General features: G+C 26.5%; 10 protein-coding genes and 1 riboswitch. Of the genes, 2 read left to right on the top strand and 8 right to left on the bottom strand.

Annotated elements, in window-relative coordinates:
• Positions 1-79: 79 nt before the first annotated feature.
• The 7 genes from lysA to NGI68_RS07480 form a co-directional block, all read right to left on the bottom strand.
• Positions 80-1366 carry a diaminopimelate decarboxylase gene (lysA, locus tag NGI68_RS07510; RefSeq protein WP_251860862.1) on the bottom strand — a complete coding sequence of 429 codons (1287 nt, stop codon included), beginning with the start codon at positions 1364-1366 and terminating at the stop codon, positions 80-82.
• Between the two features lie 15 nt (positions 1367-1381).
• On the bottom strand, positions 1382-2584 hold the full coding sequence (locus NGI68_RS07505; RefSeq protein WP_251860861.1) for an aspartate kinase: 1203 nt from the start codon (positions 2582-2584) through the stop codon (positions 1382-1384).
• A gap of 157 nt (positions 2585-2741) precedes the next feature.
• Positions 2742-2911: riboswitch (Lysine riboswitch) on the bottom strand.
• Positions 2912-2981: 70 nt separating this feature from the next.
• Positions 2982-4286, bottom strand: coding sequence for a M18 family aminopeptidase (locus NGI68_RS07500; RefSeq protein ID WP_251860860.1), 1305 nt, complete (start codon positions 4284-4286; stop codon positions 2982-2984).
• Positions 4287-4855: 569 nt separating this feature from the next.
• A complete protein-coding gene (locus NGI68_RS07495) occupies positions 4856-5416 on the bottom strand; it encodes an acyltransferase (protein ID WP_251860859.1) in 561 nt (186 codons plus the stop codon).
• An 89-nt stretch (positions 5417-5505) separates the two neighbouring features.
• Positions 5506-6609 carry a DegT/DnrJ/EryC1/StrS family aminotransferase gene (locus NGI68_RS07490; protein WP_251860858.1) on the bottom strand — a complete coding sequence of 368 codons (1104 nt, stop codon included), beginning with the start codon at positions 6607-6609 and terminating at the stop codon, positions 5506-5508.
• Positions 6602-7573, bottom strand: coding sequence for an NAD-dependent epimerase/dehydratase family protein (locus tag NGI68_RS07485; RefSeq protein WP_251860857.1), 972 nt, complete (start codon positions 7571-7573; stop codon positions 6602-6604). The genes NGI68_RS07490 and NGI68_RS07485 overlap by 8 nt, the downstream gene beginning before the upstream one ends.
• A gap of 18 nt (positions 7574-7591) precedes the next feature.
• Positions 7592-8875, bottom strand: a complete 1284-nt coding sequence (locus tag NGI68_RS07480) for a glycosyltransferase family protein (RefSeq protein ID WP_251860856.1) — start codon at positions 8873-8875, stop codon at positions 7592-7594.
• A gap of 287 nt (positions 8876-9162) precedes the next feature.
• Between NGI68_RS07480 and NGI68_RS07475 the strand changes: the two genes are divergently transcribed.
• Positions 9163-10341, top strand: a complete 1179-nt coding sequence (locus NGI68_RS07475; protein WP_251860855.1) for a cation diffusion facilitator family transporter — start codon at positions 9163-9165, stop codon at positions 10339-10341.
• A 115-nt stretch (positions 10342-10456) separates the two neighbouring features.
• A complete protein-coding gene (locus NGI68_RS07470) occupies positions 10457-11548 on the top strand; it encodes a PRK06851 family protein (protein WP_251860854.1) in 1092 nt (363 codons plus the stop codon).
• Between the two features lie 298 nt (positions 11549-11846).
• On the opposite strand, the gene NGI68_RS07465 is transcribed toward NGI68_RS07470, so the two are convergent.
• Positions 11847-13976, bottom strand: coding sequence for a HelD family protein (locus NGI68_RS07465; RefSeq protein ID WP_251860853.1), 2130 nt, complete (start codon positions 13974-13976; stop codon positions 11847-11849).
• Positions 13977-13981: the final 5 nt, after the last annotated feature.

Below are 13981 nucleotides of genomic sequence, written 5' to 3'. Positions count from 1 at the left end.
TATTAAGTTGAATTGTATCAACTCAATAATATTTTTCTTTTTAATCTTACAAAAAATTATATTTATTTTGACAAATATTTTATACTTCATTTTGTATTAAATTTTCATAAGTTTGTCTTTTACATACTAATCTTACTTTATCATCATTAACAAACACTACAGATGGCAATAAAGCTTTATTATAGTTACTTGCCATAGAATAACCATAAGCCCCTGTATTTAATACAGCCAGCAAATCATCAGATTCTAATTTTGGCAATCTTACATTGTCTATAAGTACATCTCCAGATTCGCAACATTTTCCTACTATCTTCACTTCTTCTGATAAATTATCTAAAACCTTATTACACACTGTACATTCATATTGTGATTTATATAGTGCAGGCCTTATATTATCTGTCATGCCACCATTTACAGCCACATATTTAGACACATTAGGTATTTCTTTAATTGAACCTACTGAATATAGTGTAATCCCAGCATTGCCCACTACAGATCTACCTGGCTCTATTGTTAATGTAGGTTGTCTAATACCTATTTTCTTTGAATAGTTCTGTGCTTTATCTAGTATAAGCTTACAAAATTCTTCTATTTTTTGGGGATTATCTCCATCTGTGTAATATATTCCAAAACCCCCGCCTAAATCTAACTCTTCTACATATATATTTAATTCTTCATTAATTCTTTTTATTAAATTAAACATTATTTCTATTTCTTCTTCATAGGGCTTTGTTTCAAATATCTGAGAGCCTATATGACAATGAAGCCCTAAAAATTGTATATTCTCTAATTCAGAAGATTTTTTTACAGCTTTAATAGCACCGTCATCTATTAATGTAAATCCAAATTTAGAATCTATTTGACCAGTTTTAATATATTCATGAGTATGAGCCTCAATACCTGGAATAACTCTTAAGATTACTTTTTGCTTTATATTTTTATTTTTACAAATAGTATTTATAATATCTAATTCTTGAAAATTGTCTGCTACAAATATTCCAACGCCTAAATCTATAGCCATTTCTATTTCTTCTATAGCTTTATTGTTACCATGAAAATATATTTTTCCCATTGGAAATCCACTTTTATAAGCAGTAAATATTTCTCCTCCTGATACTACATCTAAAAAAAGTCCTTCTTCTTTTATTAAAGTGCACATCGCCTTAGTTAGAAAGGCTTTTCCTGCATAGGCTACTTTATTTTTTTCTTTACTAAAAGAATTTATATATCTTCTACAATTATCTCTTATAAGAGTTTCATCCATTACATATAAAGGTGTTTTGAATTTATTAGCTAAATCTAAAGTATTAATTTTACCTATATATAAATTATTGTTTTTTATATTCATGCTTCCAAAAAGTTTCATATTTCCACATCCTATTTATAGATTGAATTCTTTTGCCACTAAATTTATAGCATCTATTTTATCTTCTACATTTATTGCACAGGTAATTCTTATTTCTGAAGTTGTTATCATTTTTACTTTTATGTTATTATCACTAAATAATTTTAACATCCTAGCTGCAACCCCTGATGTATTTTTCATACCTATTCCCACTATAGAAAATTTAGTTAAGTTTTCATCTATTCTTATTTTATCCTGTGGTGCATAAGCTTTTATTATATTCATACAATCCTTTAAATCTTCCTTTGGTATAGTAAAGGATAAACTTATTTTGCTATTTATAGGTGCTGTTTGACTTATTATATCTATATTAATTTGTTTTTCTGCCAATTTACCAAATATGTCTGCTACCACATTTATACTTTCTTTTATATCTTCAATTGTTATTGCAACATCATCATCACTAGTTGCTAATCCTGTTACTGATTTTATTTCCATATTCATATTATTCATCCCCTTAATAACTGTTCCCTTAGTATTACCATTACTTAAACCTACATAAATAGGTATGTGATATTTTTCTGCTAATTCTATAGATCTTGAATGCATAACTTGAGCTCCCAAGCTAGACAGTTCTAACATTTCTTCATAATCTATGTAATCTAATTTTTTAGCTTTATTGTACACTCTAGGATCTACACTGTATATACCATCTACATCTGTATATATTTCACACACAGCATTATTTAATTTTGCTGCTATTGCCACTGCTGAAGTATCTGAACCGCCTCTACCTAAAGTTGTTATATTACCATCACAATTTATTCCTTGAAATCCTGCAACAACAACAACTTTTCCTTCTTTTAAACTTTTATCTATTCTTTTTTCATCAATATCATTTATTAAGGATTTTCCATATTGTCCATTTGTACTTATATTTATTTGATAGGCTGTGTAACTTATAGAATCTTCTCCTAGTTCCTTGATTGCCATAGATAAAAGAGATGCTGATACCATTTCTCCTGTAGAAATCAATGCATCTAATTCTCTTTTATCTGGTGTACTACTTATATCCTTAGCCAATTTTATAAGATTGTCTGTAGTATGCCCCATAGCAGAAACTACAACTACCAGATCATTTCCTTCTTTTTTTCTTTTTACAACAGATTTAGCTATATTTTGTATTTTTTCTACTGTTGCTACGGATGTACCTCCATATTTTTGAACGATTATTGCCATATAAATGCCCCCTAATTATAAATAAGCCACTTTAAATCAACTGCTCCAAAATCTAATAAGTATTACAGCGTACATATTTTTTATAAAAAAATAATGCAACAAAGGAACACCTTTGCTGCATTATTTAAATAAACATAAATAATATGCAACGTCTGTGTACCTATGCAGCTCTCCACTTTTTTCAAGTGACAGCCTTACATATATTCTATGCAAAGCCAGGAAAAATTTTTGCAAAACTTCTTCCTTCGGCCATAATCCCTTTCTTTATTCCTCACAGTCCGCCGACTAAGAATAAATACTAATAATTACAGCGCCTCTCCATAAGTAGCTTTTATTTAATTGAATTTTTATTAGTTTAACATGAATAATAAAACAAATCAATAGCTATTTATTATTTTTATTTTAAAGTATAAAATTTCTTCAATGATTCTATCATGTAAAACTGATCTTTTACTCCCCCAAGTTCTCTAACAGAATGCATGGCTAAAAGTGCAGTACCTACATCTACAGAATCAATATTTACATGAGTTGAAGATATTGGTCCAATAGTAGATCCGCCTCTTTCATCAGATCTATTAACGAATTTTTGTACTGGAACCTCAGCTAAATCACAAATTTCTTCATATACAGATGTAGAATATGCATCAGAAGTATAGCTTTGATTTGCATTAATTTTTATAACTGGTCCTTTATTTATTATAGGTTTATTCGTTGGATCAGCCTTTTCTTCTGTATTTGGATGAACTGCATGAGCAGAATCACAAGATATCATAAAAGATTTAGAAAGAGTTCTAAAATAATCTTCTCTATCTTTTCCTAATCCTATAACAATTCTTTCTATAATACTTGAAAGTAATGGAGAATCTGCTCCTTGTTTTGTAGAACTACCTACTTCTTCGTTATCAAAACAAACTAACATTTGGCTTGAATCTTCTATATCACTTTCTATCAAGGCATTTAATCCTGCATGAACCATAGACAAATCATCTAATTTGGAAGAAGATATAAATTCATCATCTATCCCCATAATACATCCTTTTTCAAATTCATATAATAATAATTCAAAATCTAATATATCAGATTTTTCTACATTTAACTCCTTACATAATATCCTTAATAAATAATCTTCTTCCTCTAATTTTTCATTTATCAACCCTAAAATAGGTAACATATCTTTTTGTTTATTTAATTCATAGCCTTTATTAACACTTCTATTCATATGAATAGCTAAATTAGGTATTATAAGTATTGGTCTTTTTACATTAACAAGCTTCATTTCAGGCTTAAATGGGTTTTTACTCCTTACTGTAACTCTTCCTGCTAAAGATAAAGGCCTGTCCATCCAAGTATTTAATATAGGACCTCCATATACTTCTGTATTTAGTTTTATATAATTTCCTTTAGAAAATATTTGTGGATTTGGTTTTATTTTAAATGTTGGTGAATCAGTATGAGCCCCTACTATTCTAATACCACAATCTTCTATTTGTTTATTTCCAATACAAAAAGCTATAATAGCAGATTGATTTTTTATAGTATAATACTTTCCACCTTTTACAAGATTCCATTTTTCACTGTCTTTGAGCTCCTCATAATGATTGGAATCAAGAATAGATTTCATATTGTTTACAACATGAAAAGGTGAAGGGCTATCATATATAAAATTCAAAAGATTCTGAGATATTTTTAAATAATTGTTCACAAAAACACCACCTACTTATATTTTATATTAATTATACCAAATAAACTCATAAATATTATATATGTATTATATTATTAATAAACAGATTATCCCCTTTATTTTCCACTATATATAAATAATTCTACTATTTTCTTATGATTACTCTGTCACCTTAATATCAGTTAGCTGTCCTTTACAATAAAGATGATAAAATTTATTTTCTATATATGCCAATTATCTCATATCCAATTCCTCAAATATCAATTTGGTTTTCCCCAAACATTTTTTCCACTTACAGGTTTTGTTGTTTTAATTGATTATTTATATTAAATAAAATAATCTGTGTATCCTCTATTTTTATAAGAATCATTCTATCATTCTTATGGAGTTTACACAGATTATTCTACACTTTGGAAAATCTACAATGAAGTTACATCAATCTTCTTTACACAAAGTTAAGACCAAATATTGGAATTTGGTCAATTTACTTTACACTAGGTTAAGCTATTAAAATTGAGCTTACAGAATCATATTTTAAATAAATGTACGTAAATATTTTGACATAGCAAACTAAACTTTCTATATAATTTTTATTTATAATACTTTATACTTACATAATCATCTTTTAAAATAACCTTACCAACTACTTTAGCTGGAGTTCCAAAAGCTACGCTATAATCTTCAATATCCTTATTTACAAAACTATTAGCTCCTATTATACATCTTTTTCCAATTTTTACTCCATGTTTTATTATACTCATACTTCCTATATAAGTATTTTCTAAAATTGTTACGTCTCCTTTTACTAAATCTTCCTTTCCTCCACTTACAACCCTTAAAGATGAATCATGAGTATATATTTGTACTCCTGTTGAAATATCGCAGTTATCTCCAATAGTAATTTTGCCATTTATGCCTTCAATCATTGTAAAAGGACCAATCCAAACATTATTTCCTATTTTAACATCCCCCATTATTACACTGGTATCATATATACTAGATCCTTCTCCTGCTTTTATTAAAGATGCTTTTTCCCATCTATCATATAAAAGCTCATTGGTTGGAAGTATTCTATTAAATTTTTTTTTCATCTCTAAACGTTCTTCATCTAAATAGCCCTTTAAATACTCCTTGATTTTTTTATTATCCATATTTCTATCTCCACCACGTTATTAATATATTCAACCTATATTAATTTAATTAACTCAATACTTGCAATTATTTCTCCATTAAATTCTTATTAATTATAAATATAATCCTTTAGTTGACTTACTATATAATCGATTTCATTATCCTTTATTCCTACATAAAGAGGTAATGCTAATCCTTGTTTCCACGCAAAACTTGATTTTTTAAATTCTTTATCATCATAACTATATTTTTTCTTATAATAATCTTGTTCATGAACTGCATAAGCTCCTATATTTGTTTCTATACCTTTTTCTTTTAAATTTTCTATGATAGAATCTCTATTTATAGATTTATTTAAAAGTATATGATAAGTTTGCCAAATATGTTTACTATATTCTTTTTCTCTTGGTAAAATTATTTCTTTTATATTGTATAATCTTTCGTTATATTTATTAGCTATAATTTTTCTAACTTTGTTTATTTTATCTAATTTTCTAAATTGGGCAACTCCCATAGCACCTTGTATATTGGTCATCCTATAGTTAAGTCCAGAAAATATAAATTTAGGTGTTCCATGATAATAGTCCATACCATGATTTCTTATAGCTCGTATTTTTCTTGCAAATTCATCATTGTTAGTTACAACTATACCACCTTCTCCAGTTGTTATTGATTTTCTAGGATGAAAACTAAAACATCCTAAATCTCCTATAGTACCTATTTTTTTATTTTTGTACTCAGCACCTAAAGCACACGCTGCATCTTCTACTACCCTTAAACTATACTTGGATGCTAAATCCATTATTTTATCCATATTTGACACTTGTCCGAATTCGTGTACTGGAATTATTACTTTTGTATTATTATTAATTTTATTTTCAATCTCATCTGTATCAATACAAAAATCATCCAAATTTATATCTACAAAAATACTTTTAGCTCCAATATTCTCCACCACATTTGATGTGGCTGGGAATGTAAAATCTGGTACTATAATTTCATCACTAGGTTTAATATCTAGTGCAATCAAAGATAAATGTAAGGCTGCTGTTCCATTGCTTACAGCTATAGCATGCTTAACATGTAGATACTCCTTTATCAAGTTTTCAAATTCTTCTACTTTATTCCCTTGTACCAGATATCCTGAATTTAAAACGTTTTTTATTTCATTCATCTCATTATCATCAATAAAAGGTACTGATAGTCTAATCATTATCTAAATTCCTCGTATACCATTTTATTGTTTCTTCCAACCCTTTTTCTAAATCATATTTAGGTATAAATCCCAAAATATTTTTAGCCTTATCTATACTGGGCATCCTTAGTTCAACATCAACATAATTTTTAGGAATATATTTAATTTTAGAATTTGATTTTGAAATATTTTTTATGAGTTTAGCTAACATACTTATGGTAATTGTCCCTCTTGGATTACCAATATTAAAAGAATTTCCTATTGCATCCTCATTTTCAATACAAAGCATAATTCCATTTATAAAATCTTCTATATAGCACCAAGATCTAATTTGATCACCGTCTCCATGGATATTAATATCTTCATTTTTTATAGCTCTTGTTACAAACTCATGTATAGCCCCTTCACCTACTTGTCCTGGACCATATATATTAAATGGTCTAACTGAAACAGTAGGTAATTTATACTCTTTGTAATAACTATAGGTTAAATGTTCTCCTGCTAATTTACTTATGGAATATGTCCACCTTGCTTCTCCTACAGGTGCCAAATTTGTATTAGAAGTTTCTTCCACCTTATATGCATAAGATCCAAAAACTTCTGATGTTGAAAAATCTACAAATCTTTCTAGAAATCCCTCACAATCTTTTAAAACTTCTAGAATATTGAATGTACCTATCATATTAACTTTCATAGTATTAACAGGATTTTTTATAACTGTATCTATTCCTGCAATAGCTGCTAAATGAACAACTATGTTAGGTTTTATTTTATCTATAGTTTTTTTTAAATTATCAAAGTCTAATACATCTCCTTGTATAAGTTTTATATTAGAATAGTCCAACAAATTAGTATTTTTTATAGAATTTCTATTAAGATTATCGTATAACCATATTTTATTATTTTTATATAACTCTTCACATAGCTTTGTTCCTATAAATCCTGCCCCGCCTGTTAATAAAATCTTTTTATTTTTAATCACCAAAATTCCCCCATAAGATTATTTATATATATGAATTAACTGTTTAGCTATTTTATTCATGTCATGATATTTCTTGGTATACTCTATTCCTTTTTTAGATATATCATATAAAATATGCTTGTTATTTAATATATACTCCAATTTTTGTTCTATGTTACTTGGATTAGCAGATATTATTGGAATATCTTCTGGATAATTATTTTTCATATAATCGCTTATATAACAAACTACCGGTTTCCCCATACACATACATTCTATAGAAAACAATCCATAACTTCCTCCCAGTATCTGATCAACTATTAAGTCTGCTTCTCTATAAATCTTTTTTGCTTCTATATGAGGAACTTTTTCTACCAATTGAAAATCAAAACTATATTTTTTCTTTAAGTTATCTATTGCTTCAATTATATATTTTGTTCCTTTACATTCTGCATTTGTTGGAGCATGAACAATAAAAAACTGCTTATTTTCATAATCATTCACTATTGGCTTATATTCACTAATATCTATAGCCTGAGGTATAAAATATACGTTTTTATAACATCCGTCAATATACCTATATAACTCCTTATCAGCAACAATGCAATTATCTATATATTTTGCACATAAATCTATTTTCTCCATAATATGTTTTTCATTTTTTGTTTTTACTTTAATATATTTATTTATCTTTACAGCTTTAGAATATTGCCTTATTTCTGAACCCCAATAGTTCATGAAAGCCTTTTTATTTATTTTCTTTAATATCTTTATATCTATTAAGTTTGCCCAAAGAGTTGATCCAAAGAAAAAATGAAATACATCAAATTGAGAAATTAATTTGGCTAGATGTTTAATTGTTGTATTATTGTCACCATACAACTTAAAGTCGGAACTATTGTAATTAATCCAATTAGGATAATAATTTAAAGTAAATGATTCTACTCCTTGTTTCCTAAGGGCTTTTGAATACGTGCTCATTTGATTTGCAATTTCCATAGTTCCAAATAAAACTTTTAGATTTTCTTTTACCTTTGGCTTTTTTGTAGTTACATAATCTTCGAATTTTAAATCTAAATCAGGATGCATGAATTGATCAACAACAAATTTTTCTATTTCCATGTTGTATTGCTTAATTTTTTCTATAGTTTCTACATCATTATTTCTATACTCTAGTTTATAAATTTTATCTTCTATAGAATTCTCTAGAATTTCATTTTCGCAATAAAACAAAGCTTTTCTATACTCTATTAAAGAATTAAATATTTGCTTTTTTTCCTCATAACCTACAGCTAAATTATATGCTTCATTAAATTCATCCACTTTTTTTATTCCTTTCCTATGAATATTTATCCTACATATTCATAATATTATTGTTATATATAATTAGTGAGAATTATCTTATAAAAAGTATCTATAATAATCAATTTGAAAACAAAATTTAATTTGATTATTTTATATATACTCATTCAAATAATATATATATAACTTTTTAAAATAAATAATCTTTTTAAAAATCCCCAAAATATAAAATAAGGAAAAGTTTATATGTTATAATACATAATGAATTCTATTAGAATTTATTATTCTAAACTTGGCAGGTGTTTTCTATGTTTACTAGATTTCTAATAACAAAATTTATTAAAAATCATAATAATGTTAATAACAAAAAAGTAAGAGATGCTTATGGGTATTTAGCAAGTATTGTAGGTATACTATGTAATATCATATTATTTGTAACAAAATTATCTATAGGATTAATTTCAAATAGTATAGCTGTTATAGCTGATGCATTCAATAATTTATCTGATGCAGCTTCTTCTATAATTACATTTTTAGGTTTCAAACTTGCTTCAAAGCCAGCAGATAAAGAGCATCCTTTTGGTCATGGCAGAATAGAATATTTGTCTGGATTTATAGTATCTTTTATGGTTTTATTAGTTGGTGTAGAATTTATTAAATCTTCTTTCAATAAGATAATTCATCCAACTTTCGTTAAATTTCAACTTATACCATTTGTTATTCTTGTCCTATCTATTCTTGTAAAGCTATGGTTAAGTATTTTTAATAAATCTATAGGTAAAAAAATAGATTCAAATGCTTTAAAAGCTACCTCTTTTGATGCACTAAGTGATGTTATTGCTTCATTTTTTGTAGCATTATCTTTAATTACAAGTAAATGGATATCAATACCCTTAGATGGATATTTCGGAATTGTAATTTCACTTTTTATATTATATTCTGGTATAAGTTTAATAAAAGAAACATTAAGTCCAATACTTGGAGAAGCTCCAGATTCAAAACTTGTAAATGAAATTGTAGATAACATTATGAGAAATGATTTAATAATGGGTGTACATGATTTAATAATACACAATTACGGTCCAAGACGATATATGGCGTCAATTCATGCTGAAGTTCCTTCAAACGAATCTATTGTTAAGATTCATGAAGTTATAGATAAAGCTGAGAAAGAAATATCTGAAAAATTAGATCTTCTCTTAGTAATTCACATGGATCCTGTTAATGTAGATAATAAAGAAGTATCTTTTACTCGTAGAGAGGTCTCAAAAGCTTTAGAAAGGTTTCCTATAATAAAATCAATGCACGATTTTAGAATAGTAGGAGAAGATGAATATAAGAATTTAATATTTGACATAGTAATAGATCATTCTTTTAAACTTACTTCAGAATTAGAAGATAAACTAAAAAAAGATATAGATGATTCTATAAAAAAAATGCACCCACAGTATAATTCAGTTATAACTGTAGATAGAGATTTTTACTAATTCAGTATGTATATTTTAATTGAAATCATAACTCAATAGTTAAATCCTAATTAGTATACAAAATTATGTTTTGTGCATATTATATATAGTGATTTTAATTAAGGAGTTGATTTTTTTGATAAACCCATCAAAACACTTCTTTGCTGGTGGTAATACCTCTGAAGGCTTCTACTCTCTCTTTAATAATATAATAGATGTTAATACAGCTAATAGAATTATATACTTAAAAGGTGGTCCAGGCACTGGTAAATCTTCATTAATGAAAAGTATTGCAGATTTTTTTATAAATAATAATTATACTTTAGAATTTTTTCATTGTTCTTCAGATAGTAACTCTTTGGATTCTATAAAAATAAAAGAATTGAAAGTGGCTATGGTAGATGGAACAGCCCCTCATATGCTAGATCCCAAGGTACCTGGCGCAATAGATAAAATAATAAATCTAGGTGATTTACTAGATGAAAATGAATTAAAAAATCATAAGAATGAGATAATAAAAGTAAGCAATGAAATAAGTGAAACATTTAAAAGAGCCTACAGATACTTAAATGCAGCTAGATCTATCCATGAAGATTGGAGAGTATTAAACTGCAATGCTAAAAACTATGATAATCTATATAAACTAGAGTCAGAATTGAAGAATAATTTATTTAAACAAAATACTTTTATGCCTGGTAAAGGTGGAAAAAGACATCTATTTATAAGTGCCATTACTCCTGAAGGAATTGTAAGCCACACAGATAGTATTTATAGCAGTACAAAAAACATGTACGTTTTAAACGGAGCCCCTGGTACTGGTAAAACAGAAATATTAACTGCCTTAGGTAATGAAGCTATAAATAGAGGTTTATTTGTTGAGTACTATCATAACCCTCTAGTTCCAAATATGATAGAACATATTGCAATTCCAGAACTTGATTCTGCAATTATGACCTCTAACGAAATTAACAAGGAATTTTTAGATGGTGAGCAAATATATATGGATAATTTATTAGATTTATCTATCCTAAATAACAACAGATCAAAAATAAATGAAACTAAGGAATTATTTTATAAACTTATAAATAAGGCTACAGATATACTTAATTCTGAAAAAAATATTCATGATGATTTAGAAAAATATTATGCTACTAATATGGACTTTTCTAAAATTCCGCAAATTAAAGAATCTATAATTGAAGATTTTTTAAATTTTAAAACAAACTAACTTAGCAATTTATTAAACTTATTAAATTTGTTTAACAAATAATTAATTACAGGTTATAATTTAATGTAATTTTTATATACGCTTTTATTAAAAGAGACTTTTTAATTTAGATATAATTCGGAAAATTTCATTAAAAAATAAAGAACTCCTAATTTATATACTCTTATAAATTAGGAGTTCTTTATTTTAATTTTATTTAAAGCCTTATTAATTACAACTCATAGTATAAAACATTTTTCAATAGAGTTTTTATTTATATAAATAGTCCACATTGTTAATGAAAACTTATCCACATTGTTTATAACTTTTCATCTTCATTGTGTACAACTATCATTTCATGCAATGCTCTTGTAGCCATTATATATTTTAAATGCTCTATTTCATTGTTATCATCTAATACTAGAATGGTGGCATCAAATTCTAATCCTTTTGATAAGTAAGAAGGAATTATAATCTTTCCTCCAGAATAAATTATATCTTCTCTGTGTATTAGATTTATATATCTTTCTTTCTTCAATTCTGCTCCTATAACTTTACCTTTTTCTAGTGTTGCTGTTATAATTGCAATATTTTCATATTCTTTATTATCTAAATAATCTAAATAGTAATTAATTTTATCTACTAATTCCTGTGTATTATTTACTGTTACTTCTTTTACAGGCTCCCCTTCTCTTACTAAAGGAACAATTTTATTAGTTGACAAATATTTATTAGCATATTCCATAATCTCTTTTGTTGATCTATAACTTTTATCTAAATTAAAATATTCTACATCAACTCTATCAAAGACAGAATCTAAGCATAACATAGGAATCTGATTATTACAAGGTAATGTTCTTTGATTAACATCTCCTACTATAGTGAAAGATTGACAATCAGTAAGCTCTTTTAATACTACAAATTGTAAGAATGAATAATCCTGTGCTTCATCTATTACTATGTGTTTTATTTCATTTTTGTATCTTAAACCCTCTAATTTTATTTTTAAATATAATATAGCAATAACATCATCTATAGTAAGTTCCTTATTTTTATTAAATTCATTATATACATCTAAAACCTGTGGATTATTTAACCATACTAATGATTTTTTTAGTTCTATAGATTTTTTTACTAAACTTCTTATAGTATTTTTTCTTTCAAATTCTATATTATTTTTACTAAGTTCTAGCTCTTCTTTTGATAATTTACTTATCTTTTCTTCATACTGCTTTTTAATCTCATAAACTTTTTTATTTCTTGCATCTCTTATCTTAGAAAAAACTATTCTTTTTACCTTTTTACTCCTTTTAAACAACGGCATATATTTATAATAAGAATACAGCATTTCATCTATTTCTTTTTTACTGATAGCAACTTCATCAACTAATATTACATCTTTTGTAGTAAATGTATTTTGTTCTAAGCTATCCATAAAATTATTTAAATCTTTCATATAGTCCATAGATTGTTTATGTTTTATATCTTCTATAAACTTATTATCTTTTCCTATAAGTCTTTTTATATAATCATCATATCCTATGAACTTATCTATAGGAATTAGATCTTCTATAAAATCCTTAAATGTAGTTTGTTTAACACCATTTTCACCTAGGCTTGGTAATACCTCTGATATATAATCTACAAAAATATTATTGGGTCCTAGTATTAGTACTTTATCTTGTATCTGCTTTCTATAATTATATAGTAAGTACGCTACTCTATGAAGAGCGATGGTAGTTTTTCCACTACCTGCCACTCCATTTACAATTATAGATTTATCTTTAGGTTGTCTAATTAAATTATCTTGCTCTTCTTGTATAGTCATAACTATATCTTTTAATTTTTCCTTAGTATTTTCAGTTAGGACCATTTGAAGAACTTCATCTTTTACATCTAAAACAGAATCAAACATACCCTTTAATATTCCCTTACGAATAACATATTGTCTTTTGGATTTAACATCTACCTCTATTTCACCTTCTGGTGATTCGTAAGGTATATTGCCTAGCTTGCCTTGATAAAATATTTGAGATATAGGAGCTCTCCAATCCACAATAAAAGGCTTATAACTGCCAGTTTCTAAAAAGCCATATCTACCTATATATATGGAATCCTCATCACCTTCATCTATAAAATTAACTCTCCCAAAATAAGGATTTTGTTCTAAAACTGTTAATTCTTTTAGCTTTTTGTCTATAAATCCATAAAGTTTCTCTTTTAAATATCTATCATGATCAAAATACTCTACTACCTTATCTTCATCATTTTTATCTTCTTCTAAAAATTCTTTTCTATATTCTACTATATCTTGTACTGTATCTTTTCTTTTATCTAAATATATGCTAGTTTCTTTTCTAATTTTATCTATTATAAAATCTAGATATTCTTTCTCCATACTTAGGTCTATACATTTATCTATGGAATTGTTAATTTCCTTATTATCCATAAACA

It is taken from the genome of Clostridium sp. Marseille-Q2269 (genome assembly GCF_943736985.1).
In the GTDB taxonomy this organism is placed as follows: domain Bacteria; phylum Bacillota; class Clostridia; order Clostridiales; family Clostridiaceae; genus Clostridium_F.
Note: the sequence above shows the minus strand (reverse complement) of the source record. Positions and strands in the feature narration are given on the sequence as shown.